At 69.7% G+C, this 25,501-nt stretch carries 25 protein-coding genes and 1 tRNA gene; 13 read left to right on the top strand and 13 right to left on the bottom strand.

What is annotated here, in order from left to right; all coding sequences use genetic code 11:
• Positions 1-276 precede the first annotated feature (276 nt).
• From rsmG to rpmH, 6 genes are all read right to left on the bottom strand, one after another.
• The gene (gene rsmG, locus ACZ4FH_RS01330; RefSeq protein WP_383631396.1) at positions 277-993 is read right to left on the bottom strand and encodes a 16S rRNA (guanine(527)-N(7))-methyltransferase RsmG; all 717 of its coding nucleotides are present in this window, start codon (positions 991-993) and stop codon (positions 277-279) included.
• A gap of 107 nt (positions 994-1,100) precedes the next feature.
• Entirely contained in the window at positions 1,101-1,610 is a 510-nt protein-coding gene (locus ACZ4FH_RS01325; RefSeq protein ID WP_383631393.1) for a Jag family protein, read from the bottom strand.
• Positions 1,611-1,624: 14 nt separating this feature from the next.
• Positions 1,625-2,887 (bottom strand): membrane protein insertase YidC, encoded by a 1,263-nt coding sequence (gene yidC / locus ACZ4FH_RS01320; RefSeq protein WP_383631390.1) that lies wholly within the window; start codon positions 2,885-2,887, stop codon positions 1,625-1,627.
• Between the two features lie 3 nt (positions 2,888-2,890).
• Positions 2,891-3,250 carry a membrane protein insertion efficiency factor YidD gene (yidD, locus tag ACZ4FH_RS01315; RefSeq protein ID WP_383631387.1) on the bottom strand — a complete coding sequence of 120 codons (360 nt, stop codon included), beginning with the start codon at positions 3,248-3,250 and terminating at the stop codon, positions 2,891-2,893.
• Positions 3,247-3,618 (bottom strand): ribonuclease P protein component, encoded by a 372-nt coding sequence (gene rnpA, locus ACZ4FH_RS01310; protein ID WP_467301516.1) that lies wholly within the window; start codon positions 3,616-3,618, stop codon positions 3,247-3,249. The genes yidD and rnpA overlap by 4 nt, the downstream gene beginning before the upstream one ends.
• 21 nt (positions 3,619-3,639) lie before the next feature.
• Positions 3,640-3,777, bottom strand: a complete 138-nt coding sequence (gene rpmH, locus ACZ4FH_RS01305; protein ID WP_006348049.1) for a 50S ribosomal protein L34 — start codon at positions 3,775-3,777, stop codon at positions 3,640-3,642.
• A gap of 380 nt (positions 3,778-4,157) precedes the next feature.
• Between rpmH and dnaA the strand changes: the two genes are divergently transcribed.
• From dnaA to ACZ4FH_RS01260, 9 genes are all read left to right on the top strand, one after another.
• On the top strand, positions 4,158-5,957 hold the full coding sequence (gene dnaA / locus ACZ4FH_RS01300; RefSeq protein WP_467301515.1) for a chromosomal replication initiator protein DnaA: 1,800 nt from the start codon (positions 4,158-4,160) through the stop codon (positions 5,955-5,957).
• A gap of 939 nt (positions 5,958-6,896) precedes the next feature.
• Positions 6,897-8,027 carry a DNA polymerase III subunit beta gene (dnaN, locus tag ACZ4FH_RS01295; RefSeq protein ID WP_467301514.1) on the top strand — a complete coding sequence of 377 codons (1,131 nt, stop codon included), beginning with the start codon at positions 6,897-6,899 and terminating at the stop codon, positions 8,025-8,027.
• Positions 8,028-8,173: 146 nt separating this feature from the next.
• Complete coding sequence (gnd, locus tag ACZ4FH_RS01290) at positions 8,174-9,052, top strand: phosphogluconate dehydrogenase (NAD(+)-dependent, decarboxylating) (protein WP_383631375.1); 879 nt, start codon at positions 8,174-8,176, stop codon at positions 9,050-9,052.
• A gap of 66 nt (positions 9,053-9,118) precedes the next feature.
• Complete coding sequence (gene recF, locus ACZ4FH_RS01285; protein WP_467301513.1) at positions 9,119-10,249, top strand: DNA replication/repair protein RecF; 1,131 nt, start codon at positions 9,119-9,121, stop codon at positions 10,247-10,249.
• Positions 10,246-10,791 carry a DciA family protein gene (locus ACZ4FH_RS01280; RefSeq protein WP_467301512.1) on the top strand — a complete coding sequence of 182 codons (546 nt, stop codon included), beginning with the start codon at positions 10,246-10,248 and terminating at the stop codon, positions 10,789-10,791. The genes recF and ACZ4FH_RS01280 overlap by 4 nt, the downstream gene beginning before the upstream one ends.
• 403 nt (positions 10,792-11,194) lie before the next feature.
• Positions 11,195-13,282 carry a DNA topoisomerase (ATP-hydrolyzing) subunit B gene (gyrB, locus tag ACZ4FH_RS01275; protein WP_467301511.1) on the top strand — a complete coding sequence of 696 codons (2,088 nt, stop codon included), beginning with the start codon at positions 11,195-11,197 and terminating at the stop codon, positions 13,280-13,282.
• Positions 13,283-13,333: 51 nt separating this feature from the next.
• On the top strand, positions 13,334-15,973 hold the full coding sequence (gyrA, locus tag ACZ4FH_RS01270) for a DNA gyrase subunit A (protein ID WP_467301510.1): 2,640 nt from the start codon (positions 13,334-13,336) through the stop codon (positions 15,971-15,973).
• 93 nt (positions 15,974-16,066) lie between these two features.
• The gene (locus ACZ4FH_RS01265) at positions 16,067-16,672 is read left to right on the top strand and encodes a DUF3566 domain-containing protein (protein WP_467301509.1); all 606 of its coding nucleotides are present in this window, start codon (positions 16,067-16,069) and stop codon (positions 16,670-16,672) included.
• Between the two features lie 76 nt (positions 16,673-16,748).
• A tRNA-Ile gene (locus ACZ4FH_RS01260) sits at positions 16,749-16,822 on the top strand.
• A gap of 535 nt (positions 16,823-17,357) precedes the next feature.
• Here the strand turns inward: ACZ4FH_RS01260 and ACZ4FH_RS01255 are convergent.
• The 5 genes from ACZ4FH_RS01255 to ACZ4FH_RS01235 form a co-directional block, all read right to left on the bottom strand.
• Complete coding sequence (locus ACZ4FH_RS01255; protein ID WP_467301508.1) at positions 17,358-17,504, bottom strand: hypothetical protein; 147 nt, start codon at positions 17,502-17,504, stop codon at positions 17,358-17,360.
• Complete coding sequence (locus ACZ4FH_RS01250; RefSeq protein ID WP_467301507.1) at positions 17,501-17,698, bottom strand: hypothetical protein; 198 nt, start codon at positions 17,696-17,698, stop codon at positions 17,501-17,503. The genes ACZ4FH_RS01255 and ACZ4FH_RS01250 overlap by 4 nt, the downstream gene beginning before the upstream one ends.
• An 82-nt stretch (positions 17,699-17,780) precedes the next feature.
• On the bottom strand, positions 17,781-18,629 hold the full coding sequence (locus ACZ4FH_RS01245) for a helix-turn-helix domain-containing protein (protein ID WP_467301506.1): 849 nt from the start codon (positions 18,627-18,629) through the stop codon (positions 17,781-17,783).
• Positions 18,629-19,159, bottom strand: coding sequence for a DUF6879 family protein (locus ACZ4FH_RS01240; protein WP_467301505.1), 531 nt, complete (start codon positions 19,157-19,159; stop codon positions 18,629-18,631). Before ACZ4FH_RS01240 ends, ACZ4FH_RS01245 begins: the two co-directional genes overlap by 1 nt.
• Positions 19,159-19,374, bottom strand: coding sequence for a hypothetical protein (locus ACZ4FH_RS01235; protein WP_467301504.1), 216 nt, complete (start codon positions 19,372-19,374; stop codon positions 19,159-19,161). Before ACZ4FH_RS01235 ends, ACZ4FH_RS01240 begins: the two co-directional genes overlap by 1 nt.
• 307 nt (positions 19,375-19,681) lie before the next feature.
• Between ACZ4FH_RS01235 and ACZ4FH_RS01230 the strand changes: the two genes are divergently transcribed.
• Together ACZ4FH_RS01230 and ACZ4FH_RS01225 are read left to right on the top strand one after the other, a co-directional pair.
• Positions 19,682-20,008 (top strand): helix-turn-helix domain-containing protein, encoded by a 327-nt coding sequence (locus tag ACZ4FH_RS01230; RefSeq protein ID WP_467301503.1) that lies wholly within the window; start codon positions 19,682-19,684, stop codon positions 20,006-20,008.
• A 230-nt stretch (positions 20,009-20,238) separates the two neighbouring features.
• Positions 20,239-21,363 (top strand): cell wall protein, encoded by a 1,125-nt coding sequence (locus tag ACZ4FH_RS01225; protein ID WP_467301502.1) that lies wholly within the window; start codon positions 20,239-20,241, stop codon positions 21,361-21,363.
• 58 nt (positions 21,364-21,421) lie between these two features.
• On the opposite strand, the gene ACZ4FH_RS01220 is transcribed toward ACZ4FH_RS01225, so the two are convergent.
• The gene (locus ACZ4FH_RS01220; protein WP_383631330.1) at positions 21,422-21,796 is read right to left on the bottom strand and encodes a DUF6344 domain-containing protein; all 375 of its coding nucleotides are present in this window, start codon (positions 21,794-21,796) and stop codon (positions 21,422-21,424) included.
• A 317-nt stretch (positions 21,797-22,113) separates the two neighbouring features.
• On the opposite strand from ACZ4FH_RS01220, the gene ACZ4FH_RS01215 reads away from it, so the two are divergent.
• Complete coding sequence (locus ACZ4FH_RS01215) at positions 22,114-22,248, top strand: DLW-39 family protein (protein ID WP_003958712.1); 135 nt, start codon at positions 22,114-22,116, stop codon at positions 22,246-22,248.
• A 410-nt stretch (positions 22,249-22,658) separates the two neighbouring features.
• On the top strand, positions 22,659-23,996 hold the full coding sequence (locus tag ACZ4FH_RS01210; protein ID WP_467301501.1) for a hypothetical protein: 1,338 nt from the start codon (positions 22,659-22,661) through the stop codon (positions 23,994-23,996).
• Positions 23,997-24,018: 22 nt separating this feature from the next.
• Here the strand turns inward: ACZ4FH_RS01210 and ACZ4FH_RS01205 are convergent, their stop codons facing one another.
• The gene (locus ACZ4FH_RS01205; RefSeq protein WP_467301500.1) at positions 24,019-25,440 is read right to left on the bottom strand and encodes a serine/threonine-protein kinase; all 1,422 of its coding nucleotides are present in this window, start codon (positions 25,438-25,440) and stop codon (positions 24,019-24,021) included.
• Positions 25,441-25,501: the final 61 nt, after the last annotated feature.

The following is a 25,501-nucleotide window of genomic DNA, read 5'->3' as shown; positions in this document are numbered from 1 at the left end:
ACCAGCGAGGCCCGCTCTTCTGTGGAGGAATCCTCTTCTGTGGACAACTCCGTAGCCCTAACGGGCCTGCGATGACGGGGAGCGGAGGCCGCACGACCGCGGCCGATGATTCCCTGCAGCAGTGAGCGACGTTTCACGTGAAACACGATGCCCCTGCAGCGTAGCTACAGGGGCACGACACTCCGCGCGTGGCACGTACACCTCGCCGAACGGCAAACCGCCACGACATGGATCAAACAGTGCGTAACGGCCGGATGCGCGGTGTCACCACTTCGCTCAGCGGCGACGCCTCGTCCGGCTGGTCCGCGCGGCCTTGGCCCGCTTTGCGGCGAACCTCACACCGCCAGGGCTCTCACCGACCACCACGCGCACCACCGTGGACATCGGGTCGACGATGCCCTCACCCACATGCAGCACCTCGGTGTCCACGACACCGAGCTTGCCGAGAGCCGCACGCGCGCCGTTGATCTCCTCCTCGGCGGTATCGCCCTTGAGCGCCAGCATCTCGCCGTACGGCCGGAGCAGAGGAACGCCCCAGCCCGCCAGACGGTCCAGTGGCGCCACCGCGCGCGCCGTCACCACATGCACCGGCTGAAGCGTCCCCAGCACCTCTTCGGCCCGGCCGCGGACGACCGTCACATGGTCCAGTCCCAGCAGCTCGACGGCCTCCTGAAGGAAGTTCGTCCGGCGCAGCAGCGGCTCCAGCAACGTGATCTTGAGGTCGGGGCGGACCAGGGCGAGCGGAATGCCGGGCAGGCCGGCACCGGAACCCACATCGCAGACCGTGACACCCTCGGGAACGACCTCGGAGAGCACCGCACAGTTCAGAAGGTGCCGCTCCCACAGACGCGGCACCTCACGAGGGCCGATCAGCCCACGCTTGACCCCCGCGTCGGCCAGCAGTTCCGCGTACCGGACGGCCTCGGGAAAGCACTCACCGAACACCTCCCTGGCCGAGTCGGGCGCCTGGGGAAGCGCTACTTCCTCCGTCACGGGGACCGTCCTTCCATACGCACTACCGCACCGTGGGTGGCTGACTATCAGGCTGACAAAGATCGGCCCCGTCTGCGAACAGACGGGGCCGACAGGAGAGGATCCGGTCAGGCCGGAAGGACGACGACGAAGCGCTGCGGCTCCTCGCCCTCCGATTCACTGCGCAGACCGGCGGCCGCGACCGCGTCGTGCACGACCTTGCGCTCGAACGGCGTCATCGGGTCCAGCTTCACCGGCTCGCCGGTGCTCTTGACCTCTTCCGCGGCCTTGGCGCCCAGCTGAGCCAGCTCCGTACGCTTCTTGGCACGGAAACCGGCGATGTCCAGCATCAGACGGCTGCGGTCACCGGTCTCCCGGTGCACGGCCAGCCGCGTCAGCTCCTGGAGCGCCTCCAGCACCTCACCGTCGCGGCCCACGAGCTTCTGCAGTTCACGTGCCGAATCACTGATGATCGAAACCGCTGCCCGGTCCGCCTCGACGTCCATGTCGATGTCGCCGTCCAGATCGGCGATGTCGAGCAGACCCTCGAGATAGTCCGCCGCGATCTCCCCTTCCTGCTCAAGGCGGGTCAGGGTGTCGCTGCCCTCAGCGGCCGTGGAGGTGGTGCCTTCCGTCACGGATGGACTCCTTCTTACTTCTTGGACGGGTGCTTGGGCCGCTGCTGGCCCTTGCGCTGTCCGGACTTGGCTTGGCGTGAGGAGCCGGACGAGGCCCTGCCCGCCGGCTTGGACGTCTCGTCCTTCGGTTCGCTCTTCTGCAGCGAGGTCTTGCCCTCGGAATCACCGGACTCCGTGGACTTGGCCCCACCCTGGTGCGTACCGGTGGTCTGGCGCTGCGCCTTGGACTGCCGCTTGGGCTGCTGGCGCCGCTGCGCGGCCCCGCCCTCGGCCTCGGCGGCGGCGGTGTCGCTCTTCACGACCGTGCCGTCCTCCTGCGGGGCCAGGCCGAGCTTGCCCAGACCGACCACGAACTTCCGCTCGATGTCATTGCGGTCCGGACCCTTGGCCACGACCCGCTTGACGGTGTTGCGCCGGGTCCGGCCCCGGACCTCGCCGTGCGCCGTGACGCTCTTGAGCAGACGGTTCAGGTACTGCTCCTGCGCCTTGCTGCCCGGGGTCGGGTTCTGGTTGATCACGTACATCTGCTGACCCATGGTCCAGACGTTGGTGGTCAGCCAGTAGACGAGGACACCGACCGGGAAGTTGATACCCATGACGGCGAAGATCACCGGGAAGATGTACATGAGCATCTTCTGCTGCTGCATGTACGGCGTCTTGACGGTCAGGTCGACGTTCTTCGTCATCAGCTGGCGCTGCGTGAAGAACTGCGAGGCCGACATCATGACGATCATGACCGCGGTGACAATGCGGACATCGGTCAGCGAGGCGCCCAGGGCCTCGACCTTCTCCGCGCTGTCCATGAACTTCGCGGCCAGCGGCGCACCGAAGATATGGGCCTGACGGGCGCTGTCGAGCAGCGGCTGGTCGATGACGCCGATGGTCTTGCCCGAGGCGATCGCCGAGAGCACGTGGTACAGGGCGAAGAAGAACGGCGACTGCGCCAGGATGGGAAGGCACGAGGAGAGCGGGTTGGTGCCCGTCTCCTTGTACAGCTTCATCATCTCTTCGGACTGACGCTGCTTGTCGCTCTTGTAGCGCTCCTGGATCGCCTTCATCTTCGGCTGGAGCAGCTGCATGTTCCGCGTCGACTTGATCTGCTTGACGAACAGCGGGATCAGACAGATACGGATCAGCACCACGAGGGACACGATGGAAAGACCCCAGGCCCATCCCGTGTCAGGGCCGAAGATCGCCCCGTACAACTTGTGGAACTGGACGATGACCCAGGAAACGGGCCAGGTGATGAAGCTGAACAGACTGGCAATCGTGTCCACTAATCAGGCTCCTTGAGCATTGGGCGAAGTCTCTGCGGCCGGGCTCGGGAGGTCGGTGTCCGACGTCCCGGGAGGCACATCAGCGGCGGAGTCCCCGCCCTTGCTGCCGCGCAAGGCACTGCGCAGCAGTTCGTGCCAACGCGGACGTTTGCGTGGTGGAACGTAATCCACGCCGCCGGGTGACCACGGATTGCACCGAAGGATGCGCCAGGCCGTCAGCGCCGTTCCCTTGATGGCTCCGTGCCGGTCGATCGCCGTATATCCGTAGTGGGAACACGACGGGTAGTAACGGCAGACAGGACCGAGAAGCGGGCTGATGGTCCACTGGTAGATCTTGATGAGAGCCAGCAGCGGGTACTTCATCGCACGCCCCCTCCCAGCAGCCGCTGCAGAGCGGCGTCCAGGTCTCGGGCCAGCTGTTCATGGTCGGCGTCACCCGAACCGGGCAACGCGCGTACGACAACCAGGCTACCGGGGGGCAGCACGGCAAGCCGTTCGCGGACCAGATGGCGAAGCCTGCGCTTCACCGCTGTGCGGACGACCGCACCACCCACGGCTTTGCTGACAACGAAACCCGCACGCGGCGGGGGAGCAGTCTCCCCAGTCGCGTGCGGGTCCGTTGCACCGCTGCGTAGATGGACGACGAGAAGCGGGCGGCCGGCCCTGCGTCCTCGTCGTACCGCGGTCGCGAAGTCCTCGCGCCGCCTCAGCCGATTCTCGGTAGGCAGCACGTCATGACGACCTGTACGCGATCAGGCGGACAGGCTGGCGCGGCCCTTGCTGCGGCGGGACGCGAGGATCGCGCGGCCGGCACGGGTACGCATACGCAGCCGGAAGCCGTGGGTCTTCGCGCGACGACGGTTGTTCGGCTGGAAGGTGCGCTTGCTCACTCGGGGGCTCCAGAAAAGACTCGGGGTTGGCGGGACATCGCCTGGCTGTCACCGTGCGCCCACGAGAGACTCGCGTAAACGCCCTAGTGCACCGCTTCACAATCACAGATCGTGATCTTTGCCCATCGGAGGCAGGCGGCAGCAGCCATCGACAACTCGACCTGGTCACGGTACGCGCGGCTACGCCATCCGGTCAAACCGACCCCGGGCGGCCCCCCATTGTGCACAGCCTGTGGACAACGACTTGAACGACGTGGGTCGCCCTGACTACCGTGGCTGAACCCCGGTTCTTTTTCTTCCCGCCTGCCGGTCCTCACCCATCCCGACCCATCCCGTCCCGAGAACCACACATTCGTGGGACCAGCGAGAGAGCGTGCCCTGTGGCTGACGTACCTGCCGATCTTGCCGCAGTGTGGCCACGCGTGCTGGAACAACTCCTCGGGGAGGGCCAGCAGGGCATCGAGCCGAAGGACAAGCAGTGGATCGAGCGCTGCCAGCCGCTGGCCCTGGTCGCGGACACGGCGCTGCTCGCCGTCCCCAATGAGTGGGGCAAGCGCGTCCTGGAGGGCCGGCTCGCCCCGCTCATCAGCGAGACGCTGAGCCGGGAGTGCGGCCGGCCGATCCGCATCGCGATCACGGTCGACGACTCGGCGAACGAACCGCCGACGCCCCCCGCGCCCCCGATGCACCAGGCGCCGCAGCCGCCGCCCCACCGCTACCCGGGCCCGCAGCACGACGACGGCCGGCCCGGCGACAGCTACGAGGGATACGGCCACCGCCCCTCGGACGACGGCATGCCGACGGCCCGCCCGGCCTATCCGGACTACCAGCAGCAGCGTCCCGAGCCCGGCGCCTGGCCGCGCACCCAGGAGGACCTGTCCTGGCAGCAGCCCCGGCTCGGCGGGTTCCAGGACCGCGAGCCGGCCGCCGAGCAGTGGCGCGAGCCCTACGGCGGCCGCCCCCAGCAGCAGCCGCAGCACGACTACCGTCCGCAGCCGCCCGAGCGCCAGGGGTACGAGGCCGCGCGCCCCGAGCACCACGAGCTGCCCGAGCCCCAGCACCGCACGGGTGCCGGCACCGGGCGTCCCGGCGGCGGCACCGGCCCGATGGGCGCGCAGCCCGCCCCGGCCCCCGGCCCCGGCGAACCGCACGCCCGGCTCAATCCGAAGTACCTCTTCGACACCTTCGTGATCGGGGCGTCCAACCGCTTCGCGCACGCCGCCGCGGTCGCGGTCGCCGAGGCGCCCGCGAAGGCGTACAACCCCCTCTTCATCTACGGGGAGTCGGGCCTCGGCAAGACCCATCTGCTGCACGCGATCGGGCACTACGCGCGGAGCCTCTATCCGGGCACCCGGGTGCGGTACGTGAGCTCCGAGGAGTTCACCAACGAGTTCATCAACTCGATCCGCGACGGCAAGGGCGACACCTTCCGCAAGCGCTACCGCGACGTGGACATCCTGCTGGTCGACGACATCCAGTTCCTGGCGAGCAAGGAGTCGACGCAGGAGGAGTTCTTCCACACCTTCAATACGCTCCACAACGCCAACAAGCAGATCGTGCTGTCCTCGGACCGTCCGCCCAAGCAGCTGGTGACGCTGGAGGACCGGCTGCGGAATCGTTTCGAGTGGGGTCTGACCACCGACGTCCAGCCGCCGGAGCTGGAGACGCGCATCGCGATCCTGCGCAAGAAGGCGGTGCAGGAGCAGCTCAACGCCCCGCCGGAGGTCCTGGAGTTCATCGCCTCCCGCATCTCCCGCAACATCCGTGAGCTGGAGGGCGCGCTGATCCGGGTGACGGCCTTCGCCAGTCTGAACCGGCAGCCGGTGGACCTCGGGCTGACCGAGATCGTGCTGAAGGACCTGATCCCCGGCGGCGAGGACACCGCGCCGGAGATCACGGCGACGGCCATCATGGCGGCGACCGCGGACTACTTCGGGCTGACGGTGGAGGATCTCTGCGGATCCTCGCGCAGCCGGGTGCTGGTGACGGCGCGCCAGATCGCGATGTATCTGTGCCGCGAGCTGACGGACCTCTCGCTGCCCAAGATCGGCGCCCAGTTCGGCGGGCGGGACCATACGACGGTGATGCACGCCGACCGCAAGATCCGCGCCCTGATGGCCGAGCGGCGCTCCATCTACAACCAGGTCACCGAGCTGACCAACCGCATCAAGAACGGCTGAGCTGCCCACGGCCGGCCCGTACGCAGACGCCCGAAGGGCGCGTCACGGACTCCCTCGGAGTCCCGGACGCGCCCTTTTCTCTGTGTGCGGAGCGGTGTGCGGGCCCCTGCGAGCCCTTCGGCACCGCCCTGTGCACGGCTCCGGGCAGGCTCCGGGCCGTCCGCGCTGTTCGATTACCTGCTCCGGAGGCGCTGTTCTCCACAGATCTGGGGAGAATCTTCCCTCCACAGCCTGGGGATCAGAAAGTTGTCCATACTGCTTCCACAGGCACGACAACCGATACTCCATCAGGCCAGCTCAGGCGCCTGGGGATTTGTGGTCAACGATGATCCACAGGTTGTGGACAAGATTTTCTTCCACAGCCTGTGTGCAAAGTTGTCCACCGACGGCCCACAGGACGGCGGCCGTTTTCCCCAGCGAGGGCGGGCTTCTCCACACCGCTGTCCACTGTTCGGCAACGCGACACCGCCCTTCACCGCCCCGAGTGAAAGGCGTCACACCAAGACGCTTGGTTGGGCTGTGGGGAAACGGGGTAAAGCTGGGGACAGGCCTGGGGAGAAACCCCCCTGTCCTGTGTACGGGGTGTGCACAACTTCCCGATGTCCACAGAGACCCCCGGTTTTCCACTGCTGCCGCCCACAGGGCCGGTGGACAAAAAACAGCGCCTGACCTGCGCAAACGGGGTTATCCACGGTTTCCACAGGCCCTACTACTACTGCCAACTAGAGTTAGCCAGGAATCCGCTTCGAAGTGGGGCCTGTGCACAACTCGGCGCCGGAGCGCTCCGAACCTCTTGTCGCGACTTGACCCCGAGCAGCACCGAGTGTCGGTGCCGTACGTCAGACTGGTCCCCGGCGTCCTCCCCCGGTCTCGGCGGAGCGACCCGATCAGACGACGAAGGCCGGCAGGGCGAGCGAGCAACAGCAGGAGGCGGTTCCGGTGAAGATCCGGGTGGAGCGCGATGTACTCGCGGAGGCGGTGGCCTGGGTGGCCCGCAGCCTTCCGGCCCGTCCGCCGGCGCCCGTTCTCGCGGGCCTTCTGCTGAAGGCGGAGGACGGCGCCCTCAGCTTCTCCAGCTTCGACTACGAGGTCTCGGCCCGGGTCTCGGTGGACGCGGAGGTGGAGGAGGACGGCACGGTGCTCGTCTCCGGCCGCCTGCTCGCCGACATCTGCCGCGCGCTCCCCAACCGCCCGGTGGAGATTTCCACAGACGGTGTACGGGCGACCGTGGTCTGCGGCTCCTCCCGCTTCACCCTCCACACCCTCCCCGTGGAGGAGTACCCCTCGCTGCCGCAGATGCCGACCGCGACGGGCACCGTGCCCGGTGAGGTCTTCGCCTCCGCCGCCGCGCAGGTCGCCATCGCCGCCGGCCGCGACGACACGCTGCCCGTCCTCACCGGTGTGCGCATCGAGATCGAGGGCGACACCGTCACCCTGGCCTCCACCGACCGCTACCGCTTCGCGGTCCGCGAGTTCCTCTGGAAGCCGGAGGACGCCGACGCCTCCGCCGTCGCCCTGGTCCCCGCCAAGACGCTCCTGGACACCGCCAAGGCGCTGACCAGCGGTGACACCGTGACGCTCGCGCTGTCGGGCTCCGGCGCCGGTGAGGGTCTCATCGGCTTCGAGGGCGCCGGTCGCCGGACCACCACCCGGCTGCTGGAGGGCGACCTGCCCAAGTACCGGACGCTGTTCCCCACCGAGTTCAACTCGGTCGCGGTCATCGAGACCGCCCCCTTCGTGGAGGCCGTGAAGCGTGTGGCCCTGGTGGCCGAGCGCAACACCCCGGTGCGGCTCAGCTTCGAGCAGGGCGTGCTGATCCTGGAGGCCGGTTCCAGCGACGACGCACAGGCTGTGGAGCGGGTCGACGCCGTCCTGGAGGGCGACGACATCTCGATCGCCTTCAACCCGACCTTCCTGCTCGACGGCCTGAGCGCCATCGACTCGCCGGTCGCCCAGCTCTCCTTCACGACCTCGACCAAGCCCGCGCTGCTCAGCGGCCGGCCGGCCGTGGACGCCGAGGCGGACGACGCGTACAAGTACCTGATCATGCCGGTCCGCCTCTCCGGCTGACCCGGCCCCGGTCCTGCCGCCGGACAGGTAGCCGCGGCAGGACCCGACGGGCATGTTCAGCGCCGAGCATGCCCCGGCGTCCTGTCCCCTGCCGGGCGTAGGCTCGGACCTGGGTACGAATCGGCACAACGCTTAAGGAATCTCTGATGGAGCTCGGTCTCGTCGGTCTCGGCAAGATGGGCGGCAACATGCGCGAGCGCATCCGCCGCGCAGGCCACACCGTCATCGGATACGACCGCAACCCGGACCTCGCCGATGTCCACAGCCTCGAAGAGCTTGTGGGCAAGCTGAAGGGCCCCCGGGTCGTCTGGGTCATGGTTCCGGCCGGTGCCGCGACCCAGTCGACGATCGACGAGCTGGCCGAGCTCCTCTCGCCCGGCGACATCGTCGTCGACGGCGGGAACTCCCGCTGGACCGACGACGAGAAGCACGCGGTCGAGCTGGGCATCAAGGGCATCGGCTTCGTCGACTGCGGCGTCTCCGGCGGTGTCTGGGGCCTGGAGAACGGCTACGCGCTGATGTACGGCGGCGACGCCGAGCACGTCGCGAAGGTCCAGCCGGTCTTCGACGCCCTGAAGCCCGAGGGCGACTTCGGCTCCGTCCACGCGGGCAAGGTCGGCGCCGGCCACTTCGCGAAGATGGTCCACAACGGCATCGAGTACGCCATGATGCAGGCCTACGCCGAGGGCTGGGAGCTGCTGGAGAAGGTCGACTCCGTCACCGATGTGCGCGAGGTCTTCCGCTCCTGGCAGGAGGGCACGGTCATCCGCTCCTGGCTGCTCGACCTCGCGGTCAACGCGCTGGACGACGACGAGCACCTGGACAAGCTCCGGGGCTACGCCGCGGACTCCGGCGAGGGCCGCTGGACGGTCGAGGCCGCCATCGACAACGCGGTCCCGCTGCCCGCGATCACCGCCTCGCTCTTCGCGCGGTTCGCCTCGCGCCAGGACGACTCCCCGCAGATGAAGATGATCGCCGCGCTGCGCAACCAGTTCGGCGGTCACGCGGTCGAGAACAAGAAGTAACGCCCCCGGGGCGGGCCGCACGGACCCGCCCCGCGGAGCAGGAAGCCGGAAGGGTCGGCGCACACCATGCACGTCACGCATCTGTCGCTGGCCGACTTCCGCTCGTACGCCCGGGTCGAGGTGCCACTGGACCCGGGCGTCACCGCGTTCGTGGGGGCCAACGGACAGGGCAAGACCAATCTCGTCGAGGCCGTCGGCTATCTCGCCACGCTCGGCAGCCACCGGGTCTCCTCCGACGCCCCCCTGGTGCGCATGGGCGCGGAGCGGGCCGTGATCCGGGCGGCCGTCACCCAGGGCGAGCGCTCCCAGCTGGTCGAGCTGGAGCTGAATCCGGGCAAGGCGAACCGTGCCCGGATCAATAGATCGTCGCAGGTCAGACCCCGTGATGTGCTGGGGATCGTGCGGACCGTGCTCTTCGCGCCGGAGGATCTGGCGCTGATCAAGGGCGATCCGGGCGAGCGCCGCAGGTTCCTCGACGAGCTGGTCACGGCGCGGTCGCCGCGCATGGCCGGGGTGCGTTCGGACTACGAGCGGGTGCTCAAGCAGCGCAACACCCTGCTGAAGTCCGCGGCGATGGCCCGCCGGCACGGCGGACGGTCCATGGACCTGTCGACCCTGGACGTCTGGGACCAGCATCTGGGCCGGGTGGGCGCGGAGCTGCTGGCCCAGCGGCTCGATCTGATCACCACGCTCCAGCCGCTGGCCGACAAGGCGTACGGGGACGTGGCGCCGGGCGGCGGCCCGGTCTCCCTGGAGTACCGCAGCTCGGCCGGCCCGGACGTGGCGCCCGCACGCACCCGCGAGGAGCTGTACGCGCAGCTGATCGCCGCCCTCGCCGAGGTCCGCAAGCAGGAGATCGAGCGGGGGGTGACCCTCGTCGGTCCGCACCGCGACGATCTGGTTCTCGGGCTGCGCGGGATGCCCGCCAAGGGGTACGCGAGCCATGGGGAGTCCTGGTCGTACGCGCTGGCGCTGCGGCTGGCCTCGTACGATCTGCTGCGCTCCGAGGGCAATGAACCGGTGCTGGTGCTGGACGACGTCTTCGCCGAGCTGGACGCCCGGCGCCGGGAGCGGCTGGCCGAGCTGGTGGCCCCCGGCGAGCAGGTGCTGGTGACGGCCGCGGTCGACGACGACGTCCCCGGGGTGCTCACCGGCGCGCGGTACGCCGTCTCGGCGGGCGAGGTGGCCCGGCTGTGAGCGGCGACGCGGACAAGGAGCCGGCGAAGCAGCCGGAGCCCTCCGGGGTGGACCTGGCGCGGGTGGCGCTGCGGGCCGCCAAGGAGCAGGCGAAGGCGCGCGGGGCGGCCGCGCAGCAGCGCAAGCAGGCCCGCCGGGGCGGCGGGCTGCGGTCCGGGGCGCGGGCCGACGGACGGGACCCGCTGCCGCTGGGTGCCGCGATCAACCGGCTGATCACCGAGCGCGGCTGGGAGACACCGGCCGCGGTGGGCGGGGTGATGGGCCGCTGGCCGCAGATCGTGGGTGAGGATCTGGCCAATCACTGTGTGCCGCTGCGCTACGACGAGGACCCCGATGTGCGGGTGCTGACCGTGCAGTGCGACTCCACGGCGTGGGCGACGCAGCTGCGGTTGCTGGCGCCCCAGCTGGTGGCCCGGCTGAACGCGGATCTGGGCCACGGGACCGTGCGGATGATCAAGGTCCTGGGTCCGGGGAGCCCGCAGCGCCGCTTCGGCCCGCTGCGCGCCCCGGGGAGCACCGGCCCCGGTGACACCTATGGCTGACCTGGTCTGACCAGGCACTTTGCCCTGCCCCGGCCCTGAGGCGGAGAGGCCGCCAGGGGGCCGTGCGGTGCGTGGGGCCCCCGTTGTCGGTGATGACCCCGGTGGCGCTGTTGCGGGGGTGTGCGGTGGTTGCCCCCGTACGGCGGAACGGGGGCGTCCCTCACCGTAGCGGGAGGCTGACAGGCCGAAGCGCTCAATGCCCGTGTGAGCCTCTTGAGGCCCCTCCCCGGATATGGGGAGTCGTCAGCCGCGTATTCAGGGCGGCACATGCGTACTCAGGTGCCTGCAAACCCCCATTCGGGTCGCCGCTACCGGTAGACTGGGGGACAATCCCGCGTGCTCGCGGGAATCGTCGATACAAGCCGAACGACGCAGCCGCTCCCGCCTGCCCGGAGAACGGCCTGTGCTGTGCCAGAAAGGGCGCTTCGTGGCCGATTCCGGCAACCCCAACGAGAACATTCCGTCCACCCCCGGTGAGAGCGACGGCGCTCCCGCCCCCGGTGAGGTGAAGGCGTCCTACGACGCCAGCGCGATCACCGTCCTGGAGGGCCTGGACGCGGTACGCAAGCGACCTGGCATGTACATCGGCTCGACCGGTGAGCGCGGTCTCCACCACCTCGTGCAGGAGGTCGTCGACAACTCGGTCGACGAGGCCATGGCCGGGCACGCGGACACCATCGACGTCACGATCCTCGCCGACGGCGGGGTGCGTGTGATCGACAACGGCCGAGGCATCCCGGTCGGCATCGTGCCGTCCGAGGGCAAGCCGGCCGTCGAGGTCGTGCTCACCGTCCTGCACGCGGGCGGAAAGTTCGGCGGCGGCGGCTACGCCGTCTCCGGTGGTCTGCACGGTGTGGGTGTCTCCGTCGTGAACGCCCTGTCCACGCGGGTCTCCGTCGAGGTGAAGACGGACGGCTACCGCTGGACCCAGGACTACAAGTTCGGCGTCCCGACGGCCCCGCTGGCCCGTAACGAGGAGACCGACGAGACTGGCACGAGCGTCACGTTCTGGGCCGACGGCGACATCTTCGAGACGACCGAGTACTCCTTCGAGACGCTGTCGCGGCGCTTCCAGGAGATGGCCTTCCTCAACAAGGGCCTCACCCTGAAGCTGACCGACGAGCGCGAGTCGGCGAAGGCGACCGCCGGTGCCGACAGCGCGGAGGCCGCGGACGTCCCCGAGGAGGAGACGGCCCGCTCGGTCACGTACCACTACGAGAACGGCATCGTCGACTTCGTCAAGTACCTCAACTCCCGCAAGGGCGACGTCATTCACCAGTCGGTGATCGACATCGAGGCCGAGGACAAGGAGCGGCTGCTCTCGGTCGAGATCGCCATGCAGTGGAACACGCAGTACACCGAGGGGGTCTACTCCTTCGCCAACGCGATCCACACGCACGAGGGCGGTACGCACGAGGAGGGCTTCCGGGCCGCGCTGACCTCGCTGGTCAACCGGTACGCGCGCGACAAGAAGCTGCTGCGCGAGAAGGACGACAACCTCACCGGCGAGGACGTCCGCGAGGGTCTGACGGCGATCATCTCGGTGAAGCTGGGCGAACCCCAGTTCGAGGGCCAGACGAAGACCAAGCTGGGCAACACGGAGGCCAAGACCTTCGTGCAGAAGGTCGTCCACGAGCAGCTGACGGACTGGTTCGACCGGAACCCGAACGAGGCCGCCGACATCATCCGCAAGGGCATCGCCGCCTCGACCGCCCGCGTGGCGGCCCGCAAGGCGCGCGACCTGACCCGGCGCAAGGGCCTGCTGGAGAGCGCGTCGCTGCCCGGCAAGCTCAGCGACTGCCAGTCGAACGACCCCACCAAGTGCGAGATCTTCATCGTCGAGGGTGACTCCGCCGGCGGTTCGGCGAAGTCCGGCCGCAATCCGATGTACCAGGCGATCCTGCCGATCCGCGGCAAGATCCTGAACGTCGAGAAGGCCCGGGTCGACAAGATCCTCCAGAACACCGAGGTCCAGGCCCTGATCTCGGCCTTCGGCACCGGGGTCCACGAGGACTTCGACATCGAGAAGCTCCGCTATCACAAGATCATTCTGATGGCGGACGCCGATGTCGACGGCCAGCACATCAACACCCTGCTGCTGACCTTCCTCTTCCGCTTCATGCGGCCGCTGGTCGAGGCCGGCCACGTGTACCTCTCGCGCCCGCCGCTCTACAAGATCAAGTGGGGCCGGGACGACTTCGAGTACGCGTACTCGGACCGCGAGCGCGACGCCCTGGTCGAGCTCGGCAAGCAGAACGGCAAGCGGATCAAGGAAGACTCGATCCAGCGCTTCAAGGGCCTCGGCGAGATGAACGCCGAGGAGCTGCGCGTCACCACGATGGACGTCGACCACCGGGTGCTCGGCCAGGTCACGCTCGACGACGCGGCGCAGGCCGACGACCTGTTCTCGGTGCTGATGGGCGAGGACGTCGAGGCGCGGCGCTCGTTCATCCAGCGCAACGCCAAGGACGTCCGCTTCCTCGACATCTGAGTCGGCCTACAAGCAAGCCGCAGCCGCAGCGCGAAAGGATTTTGACCAGCAATGGCCGACGAGAACACCCCTGTCCCCGTGACGCCCGAAGAGGTCCCGCCCGTCGAGGGCGTGGGCATGCGCGTCGAGCCCGTCGGGCTCGAGACGGAGATGCAGCGCTCCTACCTCGACTACGCGATGTCCGTCATCGTCTCGCGTGCCCTGCCCGACGTGCGGGACGGCCTCAAGCCCGTCCACCGCCGGGTGCTGTACGCGATGTACGACGGCGGCTACCGCCCCGAGAAGGGCTTCTACAAGTGCGCCCGCGTCGTCGGTGACGTCATGGGTACGTACCACCCGCACGGCGACTCCTCGATCTACGACGCCCTGGTCCGCCTGGCGCAGCCGTGGTCGATGCGGATGCCGCTGGTGGACTCCAACGGCAACTTCGGTTCCCCGGGCAACGACCCGGCCGCCGCCATGCGGTACACCGAGTGCAAGATGATGCCGCTGTCCATGGAGATGGTCCGGGACATCGACGAGGAGACCGTCGACTTCCAGGACAACTACGACGGCCGCAACCAGGAGCCGACGGTTCTGCCGGCCCGGTTCCCGAACCTGCTGGTCAACGGTTCGGCGGGCATCGCGGTCGGTATGGCGACGAACATCCCGCCGCACAACCTCCGCGAGGTCGCCTCCGGCGCGCAGTGGTATCTGGAGCACCCGGAGGCCTCGCAGGAGGAGCTGCTGGAGGCCCTGATCGAGCGGATCAAGGGCCCGGACTTCCCGACCGGTGCGCTCGTCGTGGGCCGCAAGGGCATCGAGGAGGCCTACCGCACGGGCCGCGGTTCGATCACGATGCGCGCGGTCGTGGCGGTCGAGGAGATCCAGAACCGCCAGTGCCTGGTGGTGACGGAGCTTCCGTACCAGACCAACCCCGACAACCTCGCGCAGAAGATCGCCGACCTGGTGAAGGACGGCAAGGTCGGCGGGATCGCGGACGTCCGCGACGAGACCTCCTCGCGCACCGGCCAGCGCCTCGTCGTCGTCCTCAAGCGGGACGCGGTCGCCAAGGTCGTCCTGAACAACCTGTACAAGCACACCGACCTCCAGTCGAACTTCGGCGCCAACATGCTGGCGCTGGTGGACGGGGTGCCGCGCACGCTGTCGATCGACGCGTTCATCCGCCACTGGGTGACGCACCAGATCGAGGTCATCGTCCGGCGCACCCGCTTCCGGCTGCGCAAGGCCGAGGAGCGCGCGCACATCCTGCGCGGCCTGCTGAAGGCCCTGGACGCCATCGACGAGGTCATCGCCCTCATCCGGCGCAGCCAGACCGTCGAGATCGCCCGTGAGGGCCTGATGGGCCTCCTGGAGATCGACGACATCCAGGCGAACGCGATCCTGGAGATGCAGCTGCGCCGGCTGGCCGCGCTGGAGCACCAGAAGATCACCGCCGAGCACGACGAGCTCCAGGCCAAGATCAACGAGTACAACGAGATCCTGGCCTCGCCCGCGCGGCAGCGGCAGATCGTCAGCGAGGAGCTGGCGGCGATCGTCGACAAGTTCGGCGACGACCGGCGTTCCAAGCTGGTGCCCTTCGACGGTGACATGTCCATCGAGGACCTGATCGCCGAGGAGGACATCGTCGTCACGATCTCCCGCGGCGGCTATGTGAAGCGCACCAAGACGGACGACTACCGCTCGCAGAAGCGCGGCGGCAAGGGCGTTCGCGGCACGAAGCTCAAGGAAGACGACATCGTCGACCACTTCTTCGTGTCCACGACCCACCACTGGCTGCTGTTCTTCACCAACAAGGGCCGGGTCTACCGGGCCAAGGCGTACGAGCTCCCCGACGCCGGCCGGGACGCGCGCGGCCAGCACGTGGCGAACCTGCTGGCCTTCCAGCCCGACGAGCAGATCGCGCAGATCCTGGCGATCCGCGACTACGAGGCGGCGCCGTACCTGATCCTGGCCACCAAGGGCGGCCTGGTGAAGAAGACCGCGCTGAAGGACTACGACTCGCCCCGCTCCGGCGGTGTCATCGCCATCAACCTGCGCGAGACCGGGGACGGCTCGGACGACGAGCTGATCGGCGCCGAGCTGGTCTCGGCCGAGGACGATCTGCTCCTCATCAGCAAGAAGGCCCAGTCGATCAGGTTCACCGCGACGGACGACGCGCTGCGCCCGATGGGCCGTGCCACCTCGGGCGTCAAGGGCATGAGTTTCCGCGAGGGAGACGAACTGCTCTCGATGAATGTCGTCAGGCCCGGTACTTTCGTGTTCACTGCCACTGACGGCGGGTACGCGAAGCGGACCCCCGTCGACGAGTACCGCGTCCAGGGCCGCGGCGGCCTGGGCATCAAGGCCGCCAAGATCGTGGAGGACCGGGGCTCGCTGGTCGGTGCGCTGGTGGTCGAGGAGACGGACGAGATTCTCGCCATCACGCTCGGCGGTGGTGTGATTCGTACGCGAGTCAATGAAGTCAGGGAGACGGGCCGTGACACCATGGGCGTCCAACTGATCAATCTGGGCAAGCGCGACGCCGTGGTCGGCATCGCGCGCAACGCCGAGGCGGGCAGCGAGGCCGACGAGGTCGACGGTCCCGACGACGCCGAAGGCGAGACGACCGGGGCCGAGGCGATCGCCGAGAGCACGGTCGACGGCAGCGTCGAGGACACCACGTCCTCGACCGGGGAGCACGAGGAGTAGAGCGTGAGTGGAGCCACGGGCGCCGGTTCGGCCGCTTCAGGATCTGGCGGGACCGGTGCCCGTGGCCCCGCCACGGACTCCCAAGGGGGCACTGTGACGGACACCCGGGGCCCTCAGCCCCAGTACGAGGGCTACGCGACCGGGCCGCTGCCCGGTGAGCGGGAGCCCGCACCGGCCCCGGCGGGCCCGTACCACCCGCCGCAGGCCTATCCCTCGCCGCCGCAGGGCGGGACGCACGGCGGCCGCCCCCGCGGCGGCCAGCCGGGCACCCCGCCGTCCGCGGCCCAGGGCGCCCGCAGGCCCCGTACGGGGGCGCGGACCACGCCGCGGACGCGCAAGGCGCGTCTGAGGGTCGCCAAGGCGGATCCGTGGTCCGTGATGAAGGTGAGCTTCCTGCTCTCCATCGCGCTGGGCATCTGCACGGTGGTCGCCTCGGCGGTGCTGTGGATGGTCATGGACGCCATGGGCGTCTTCTCGACCGTCGGCGGCACGATCAGCGAGGCCACCGGCTCCAACGAGGGCAACGGCTTCGACCTCCAGGCCTTCCTGTCGCTGCCCCGCGTGCTCATCTTCACCTCGGTCATCGCCGTGATCGACGTGGTCCTGGCCACCGCGCTGGCGACCCTGGGCGCGTTCATCTACAACCTGTCCGCCGGCTTCGTGGGCGGCGTCGAGCTCACGCTGGCCGAGGACGAGTAGCCCCGCGGGTATCGATTTTGGGACTGGCCCCGACGTGCGCTAATCTTCAGAAGTCAGCGCGACGCAAAAGCGCGGCGGGGCTATAGCTCAGTTGGTTAGAGCGCATCCCTGATAAGGATGAGGCCACAGGTTCAAATCCTGTTAGCCCCACTTGCACATGCTTGAGACGAGAAGGCCTTCCCCTGGTGGGAAGGCCTTCTCGTCGTTTGGTCCCTGTCGGCTGTCCTGGTCGGGAAGCCGAGGTGTCGAACCAGGACGGGCCGGGCATGCCATGGGCGAAGAGCGTGACCAGCGGGGGGATGCGTGATGACGAAGCTCGGCGCAGGCGCGCTGCTCCTGTTCTGCTACCTCGACGTTGTCGCAGCTCTCGCTATAGGGGACTGGCTCTCCGATCCAGGTCCTCTTCTGCTCTATGGCAGCCCGATCGCTTTCGGCGCAGGGTTCGCCGCTCAGGCAGCGCACAACCTCTATCGGCGACACGTGGAGCGCACGGCGCGTCCGTAGAGGCCCCAGGCCGGCGGCTCCCCAGCGGTCACGTTCCCGGCGCCTCCTCCATTGCGGCTCCCGGGCCCGCCTCGGAGACGGGGGCGGGGTGCCACTGGAGCCTGATCTCGTGTTCCTCGCAGTAAGGCCTCGCCTTCGTGGTCGAAGGAGAGGGGGTGGTCGTGGCCGAGGGGGCAGAGGGTCACCGGGCCGCCTTCCAGGCCCGGCCGAGGCGCGCGGCGGTGGGGCATGCGGTTCCGGTACGGCAGGCGGGGCACGTGGCGGTGTGGCCGATCAGCGCGCGGTAGGCCTTGTCGGAGCCGGTCTTCGGGGACTTCGTCGATTTCATGTCCGTTCCCTTCGGCAGGTGGAGCAGCAGCGGGGAAACCAGTGCACGGAGGAGCCGAAGACCGTGATCGGCCGTGGGCCGAGGTCGTGGGCCGCCGTGTTGGCCAGTGGGGTCGCGCACCAGACGCAGGAGGCACCGCGCTGCTGGGCGGCGGACAGCGTTGCGGGGTCCGGCAGGGGCACTGCGGTGGTCATGGCGTCTCCCCGCTGGCGGTCGGTGGATGTGATCGACCGTAGGAGTGTTCGCCGTCGCGCCGGACGGAGTTTCTACGCGTTTCTACGTGAGCACGGAGAGCGCCTGTGCAATCAGCCGTGCGGCCCCCGCCCCCTGCTCTGCGGCTGCCTCCAGTTCCTTGTGGGCTGCCAGGTACTGCGCCACCTCGGACGGGGCCGTGATGGTGATCGCGGCCGTGAGCAGTTCTACCGCCACCTGCTCGGTATCGAAGATCGTGAACGTTTCCAGCGGCCACATGGCAGCAGCCCGTGCGGGGACGATGCCCAGGGTCACGGAAGGCAGGGACGCTGCCTGGAGCAGATGGCTGAGCTGCTCGGCCATGACGTCCGGCCCGCCGATCCGGCGCCGCAGGACGCTCTCCTCGATGAGGATCGGGAAGCGTCGGCCGGGACGGCGGATGATCCGCGAACGTTCGAGACGGGCGTCGGCGGCTGCGGCGGAGTCGTCAGGGGTGCCGCTGAACCGGGCGATCTCCGAAAGGAGCGCGGTTGCGTAGGCCCGGGTCTGGAGCATGCCGGGGATGACGTTGCTGCAATACACCCGCATGGTTCTGGTGCGCTCGTACAGCGGACGCCGTGCCTGCTGGACCGCCCGTAGGCCGGTGCGCTGGACGCGGCGCCACTCGGTGTACATCTGCTGCGCCTGGCGACTCGCGGCGATGAGGTCCACCGCCTCGTCGTCCGCCCCGCAGGCGTGGCACCAGGCACGGATGTCGTCGTCGCTCGGGTGCGACCGTCCGCTCTGGAGGCGGCTCACCTTGGACCCGTGCCATCCCGTGCGTTCGGCGAGTTGCCGCCCTGTCAGGCCCGCGTCCTGGCGGAGGACGCGCAGGTGTACCGCGATGCGGTCGCGTACCTCTTGGACGCGGGCTGACGGAGAAGCGGAAGCCATCAGGTGATCGTGAACTCCTGGTGAGGTACGGCCCGTTCCCACACCGTGCGGAACGCCGCAGCCGTCTGCTCCGCGACCTCGGCTCGGTCGTCGAGCACATCGCGCAGGTGCGTGCCGTCACCGGCGAAGTGGTGCCACCGGATCAGGCGCCCGTCGAACAGCCAGAAGTCTTGTGCCGGAAGGAGCAGCCCCACCGCATGCTCCCGGGGGAGCCAGCGAATGTCCTCGCCGGCCGCGACGTTACGGCCGGTACACGCGTGCTCGAACCGGATGTACTCGGTCGCCGGGGTGCTGATGACCCGAGCCCGCCGGACGGAGACGCCACGATCCACAGCCGCCCCGACCGCGTCGTGGAAGTGGCCCCACCATGAGGTCGGGTCGTCGACGTCGGCCAACTCACCCGCGCGCCAGTCCTTGAGGTCCTGGTCCTCCTCGTCGACCGCGTAGACGTCCCGGGTTTCCAGGTGGACTGCTGAGGTGGTGCACTGAGCCAGGAGGTCAGCGAACGGAGGCAGGACGAGCTGCGACATCAAGCACCGCCTTCAGTGCCTCGGCCATGCGGGCAGGCAGCCGCACCAAACGCCTCGGTGTCCGGGATCGGGCCTGAATCCAGGCACTGCGCGGTCAGCTTCTCGTCCGCGGTCCACCCTTGGATGACGAACTCCTGATTCTCGTCGTCGAACCAGACCGTGGGGCAGTGATCGCCGTTGGTCTCGGGGTCCTTCGCGATGAAATGTAAGGCCATGGCTGTCTCCGCTGGTCAGGGTTTGCCTGAGTTTCTACGGCCGTGCTCCGCCCATGGTGCCGCGACTTCGCGTGCCGTGGGCCGGAACGCACGAGGCATCGCGGTGATGCCCGCTCCGTCCTGAGAGTGGAAGGATGGTGCACGGTCGGTCTCCTGGTGATGCCAGGGCTCTGACTGGCCCCGGCCATGCGGAGGTGCGAACTCCGGTCCGGGGCTTTTCTGTTGCTGGTGGTGGCGTCACTTGACGGTGAATTTATGGGGGTCCCATAATCGCTGTCAAGCGGCACGCCCTGTTCGGAGGAACGGGATGGCCGATACGGAGCGCGAAGCGCCGGTCGAGAGGGAGGAGGTGCGGCGTGTCTTCGATGCCCTCGACGCGGTCGAGTCGATGGAGGACTCGTTGGAGAAGGCGCAGGTCATCAGTCGCCTGCTCAGGGACCAGACCGAGCGCACGAAGCGGCTGAAGGAGCAGCGCCGGAGCGTTGTCCTGCGGTTGCGGGCCGACAAGGTGACGTACCGGGAGATCGCCGAGAGCCTGGGTGTCTCCATCGGAACCGTGCAGGACATCGAGCGGGGCTACTCCGGGTCGGGGAAGAACCGGCCCAGGAAGAGCACCGCGACACCGGGCGCGTAGGACAACGGCCGGCCGGCTGTCGCGTCGCCGTGTCGGAGACTGTCGTCGATCGTAGGGCCGGGGCCCGTGTGGTGAGTACGCCCACGTCCTGAGTCGTCCGGAAACGGGCCCCGCCCCCCAGGAACCACGGAATTGTGATGCGCCATGCCACCGGCGCGGCTTCGTGCTGCGCTTCTTCGTCGTGCCCGGATACGGATACGGATACGGATGCGGAACCGGAATGGGTTCCCGTGCCCCGTCGCAGCCAGGAGATCGACTCGACCGCTTCCCGGCGGGCCCGGCCCCGGGCGTGGTTGCGGGCGGTGGAGTGGCTGGTCGGGTCCGGGGTGCATCCCCGGGGCGGGGCGACGACGTTGGTGGTGGCGCGGGAGCTGGCCGGGCGGATGGACCACCGGGGCGGATCCGTGCTGTACGACCTGGAGGGCACCGCCGTCCGGTGCGGGATATCGGTGGCGACCGTGAAGCGGCATGTGCGGGTACTGCGCGAACTGGGCGCCCTCGTATGGCGGCGGCACGGATCGAAGCCGAATCTGCGGTTGCCGGGGCGGCGGTATGCGGGTACGGCGACCATCTACGCGGCCACGATCCCGCAGGCGTACGACGCCGCCCTGGGTCATCGTCTGGACGGCAGCGGGTACGGGGCGCGGGTGTGCGGGGTGACGGAGGCCGGGCGGGAACGGGCCGTGCGGGCGGCCCGCGCCCCGGAGCGGGACGGGGTGGATGCGCGCCGCCGGCGTGAGCCCCATTCTTCTGGCGCCCACCACGACCTGCGCCCCCTTGATACGAGAGGGAGGAAGAACAACACCCCGCGCGGGCGTCCGTCCTCGCGGTCGCCGTTCCAGGTCGCCCGGGACATCGCCGTGGCCCGGCAGGTGCACCCGCTCGTCGCCTGGACGCAGCGGGAAGGGCTGCGCCGCCTCGCGTACGCGCTGCGGCCGTTCATCGACCGGGGGCTCGACGCGCGTGACATCGCCGCCGAACTCCACGGGATGGCCCCCGGGTGGCGTCCGGCCCGTCCGGCCGCGTACATCACCGCCGTGCTGACGGCCGAGCGGGAGAGGGCGGAGGCCCATGGCGCCGCGCCCCGGCCCGAGGCGTTCCGGCGGGCGGTGGCGGAGGTGAGAGGGCCGGGCGTCGTGGTGGGGGCCGAGGGTGCGGCGTCCGGGATCGACGGGCTGGGGCGGGCGGACGTCGTCCGCCTGCGGTCGGCCGCGCGGACCGATCACGCGCTGGTGCTCGTGGCCCTGGAGAACCTGGGCGAGAGGGACGCGCGGCGGCTGTACACGAACCGGCTCGTGGACGACGTGCTGTTCCACACCTTCCGCGCCTTCCGCCGGACGCGGACCGGGGCATGAAGAAGGCCCCTGCCGGGGGTTCCGGTGCAGGGGCCTCGCGGTGTCAGGTGCCGCGCGCTCAGGGAGGTAGCGGGACTCCGTCCTGGGAGGAGGGATGGCCCGGACCGGCGTGGGTGCCGTGGGGAGCGTGCGTGGTGTTCAGGGTGTCGGGGGCGAGGAGGCGGGTGGCGGGGGAGGAGCCGTGGGCCTCGGCGCGGATGCGCTGCTTCATCGTGGGGGGAAGGGCCCGGTCGCGCGGAAGGGTCCATCGGACCGACGGGGTGGTCACGGTTGCGGGGACCGGGGCCGTGTGCTTCTGGGTCGTGGTCGCCGGCTCCGTGACCGTGGCTTCCGTGGCCGAGGCGGTGGAGCTCGCGAAGCCGAGAGCGGCGAGGAGGGCGAAGAAGGCGGTGACGAGGGCGGTCCAGATGTTCCTGGGCTTGAAGGTGCTCATGGCCCCTCACTTTCGGGTGGTCCGGTTTGCTTACCTTTCTGATGATGTGGATCCGGCCCGCGATTGTGTGGAGCGACGCCGCCGATATGCCGTTCTTCAGATGAACACCACTCGTATGGTTCAACCGGCCCGGAGGACGGGCCGGGGAGGCCCTGTGAAGAGGGGGCCGACGCCTGTGGCGGCGGACGCATACTTCGGCGGTGATCGCTCGTCGGCAGGCGCCAGTTGGGTTGCGGGGAGGTCACCGGTCGATATCGGCCGATGTGTATAGTCGGGCAGCAGAAGTCCCTTAAGCCAAGGAAAGACGAGGTCGCGCGGTGAAGAAGCTTCTCCTGGTCGCACTGGCCGCCATCGGCGGGCTCCTCGTGTACCGCCAGATCCAGGCGGATCGCGCCGAGCAGGATCTGTGGACGGAGGCGACCGACTCCGTGCCCGCAGGTTCGGGTGTGTGAGACGGAACAGTCCGTAACGGGCCCCGGTCGCTGACGCGGCCGGGGCTTCGTGCTGTTGCGGGACCGTGACGGCTGTGCTCTTGAGTTCGCTCCTGCACATCAATACGTTGCGGGAGCGAATGTGTGGACGGTTTCGGCCGGGGCGACGGACAAGTCGGTCGTATCGATCGCGTCCGCAGACAGCGGCGGTGCGGGCGGGGCAGGATGGACCGGCGTCACGGCTGCCGCCGGTGCGGCCGTCCCGGGCGGGGCGCGCATACGGCCCGCACCAACGGCCGGGGTGCCGGTCGTGGCCGTACGAGCGGCCGGGGTGCCCGCCGTGGCCGCACGGGTGGCCGGGCGTCCGCCGTGGCCGCACAGGGACGCAGCCGCCGCCGGGCAGCGGCACGGACGACGAGGGGAAGCGCGTGATGAGGCAGCGCAGCAGGGGCCGGGTGGCGCTGGCGGCGGCCGCGGCGATGTGCGCGGTGGCGGCGCTGCCGGGGCAGGCGTACGCGGCGGACGCCGGGTACGGGTTCGACCCGGGCGCGAAGACGGTGTCCGGTGCCGAGGTGAACACCGACGCGTCGGAGCTGACGGCCGGTTCGGTCTACCGGTCCACGATCAGGACCGGCCAGAAGCTCTACTACCGCCTCAACCTCGACGAGAAGACCAACGCGTACGTCTCGGCCGTCGTCGTGCCCAAGGCCGGCGGCAAGGTCGCCTACGGGGACGGCGTTTCGATCAGCATCAGGGACGGCTCCGACCTGCGGTGCAGCTCCGGGGACGCCCAGTTCCGCTCGACGGACTTCCCGCACCCGGTCACCGCGTACGCCTACCGGACCGTGGGCAAGGACTCCAGCGGCTGCCAGGCCGCCGGTACGTACAACGTCCTGGTCGAGCGGGAGAGCGCGGCCACCTCCTCGACCGAGGAATGGGAGCTGGAACTGCGCTACGACGCCGAACCGGCGCTCGCCGACGGCCAGTCGCTGCCCACCCAGGCGCCCACGGACTGGCCGTCCGCCTCCCCGGTCCCGCCCACCCCCGCCGGCGACAACCGGCGCCACGGCGGCGCGGGTTACTACGACGCGGTGAGCCTGGAGACGGGCGAGTGGAAGGACGAGATCGCCCCCGGGCAGACGCTGTTCTACCGGGTTCCGGTGGACTGGGGGCAGCAGCTCTTCACCACGGTGGGCCTCGGCAACAGCACCGCGTCCGGCAAGAACGCCTTCATCGGCAGCGCCCTCGGGCTCTCCCTCGCCAACCCGGCCCGCGGTCATGTCGACGCGGCCTCGCCGCTCTCGTACAGCGGCAAGCCCGGCTCCGTCTCGCTGGACCCGCTGCCGCCCGTCGCGTACGTGAACCGGCTGGCCTCGGCCGACGACGTGAGCGGGATGCGCTTCGCGGGCTGGTACTACCTGGCCGTGTCGCTGAGCCCGAAGGTCGCGACGGCGTACGGGGACCAGCCGTTCCCGCTGACCCTGTCCGTGAAGGTGACCGGTGAGGCGGGCGGATCGCCGTACGCGGGCGACGCGGGCATCTTCGCCGTCACCAAGAAGGACAAGGACCTCGCCCGCACCGGCCGCAGCGGCCCGCAGGCGGCGGCCGACGAGAGCGGCACGATGAAGCTGATCGGCGCCGCGGGCGTCGGGACGGGCACCGTGCTGGTCCTGGGCCTCGGCGTCTGGACCCTGCTCGCCAGGCGCCGCACGGCCGCCGCCCCCGCTTCCGCCCGGCCGCCGTACGGGCAGCCGCCGCAGGCCTGGTAGCGGGCCGGGCCCGAGCCGGGCCTCAGGCCTGGGTGAACGCCCAGATGCCCACCGCGAAGCAGACCAGCGCCAGCAGCAGCACCGAGGCCGCCACCTTCGGGGACGGTCCCGGCCGCGTCGCCGGGGCCGCGTGGGCGGCCGGGCCCTGCGGTGCGGCCGGGGTGTGCGGGGCCAGCGGGTGCTGCGCGGTGTAGGCGCGGGTCAGCGGCTGTTCCTGCGGTACGGCGGCGGTCGGAGCCTGCGAGAGGTCCTGCGGGGGCACGGCGTACGTCGAGGCCGTGGGCGTCGGGTACGGGCCGGGGGCGGACTGCTGGGGCGGCGGCGGGAGATGGAAGCTCCCGGTCTCCGACATCGAGGACGGCGGCCCGTACGGCTGCTGTCCCCCGGTCTGCGGCCCACCGGCCGGGTGTCCCCCGGCGTGCTGTGCACCGGTGTGCTGTGCCCCGGTCTGCTGTCCGTCGGGCTGCTGTCCCGTGAACGCGGCCCCCGTGAGCGCGGCCCCCGTGAACGGCGTGCCCGCGCCCGGCCGGACCGTGGCCTGTCCGTCCGCCGCGCCTCCGGCCGGCGCCGGGCCGTCCGGGCCGAACCCGGCGGGCAGCGGGCCGATCTGGTCGAAGACCTCCACCGGCTCGTCGTCCACCGACGGCTCGGGCAGCATCTCCGCCGCGGCCGCCAGCGCCTTGCGCGCCCCCGTCGCCGTACGGAACCGGGCCTGCGGGTCCGGCTGGAGCAGCCCCGCGAGGACCTGCCACAGCGGCTCGGGGATGCCCTGAGGGGCGCCGGGCGTACCGAAGTTGGCGAAGTGCTCGACGAGGGCCTGGGAATCGGGCTTCTGCCCCTGGAGCAGGTACAGGGCGACCAGGCCGACCGCGAACAGGTCCGCGGGGAAGTCCGGTTCCGCGCCCATCATCTGTTCGGGCGCGAAGTAACCCGGCGTCCCGACCACGTAGTTGGTCTCGGTCAGCCGGGGCTCGCCCTTGCGCATGGAGATGCCGAAGTCGGACAGCCGCAGATGCGGCCGGCCCGTACCCGTCGCCTCCATCAGGATGTTGGCCGGTTTGATGTCCCGGTGCACGACCCCCTCGGCATGCACCGTCGACAGACCGGACAGCAGCTGGTCGAGCAGCGTGCAGACGAACGCCGGGGGCAACGGGCCGTAGTCGCCGATGACATGGGCCAGCGAACCGCCCGTCACCAGGTCCATGGTGAACAGGACCTTGTCGTCGTCCGCCGCCCAGCTCGCCGGGGCGAGCACGTGCGGGTGCTCGATCCGCAGCGCCTGCTCGCGCACGAAGCGCAGCAGCGTGTGCGCGTCGCTCTGCTGGAGCACCTTGGCCGCCACATAGCGGCGGCGCCGGTGGTCCCAGGCGCGCCAGACGGCGCCGACCCCACCGCGTCCGATCGGATCGACCAGTTCGTACCGACCAGCGAAGACCTCACCCATCGCGCTGCGCCCGCTCTCCGTCCCTGTCCCGGTCCGTCCGTGTACGCCCGTGCACGCCGTG

The sequence above is a fragment of the Streptomyces sp. NPDC024555 genome, from assembly GCF_055559335.1.
Note: the sequence above shows the minus strand (reverse complement) of the source record. Positions and strands in the feature narration are given on the sequence as shown.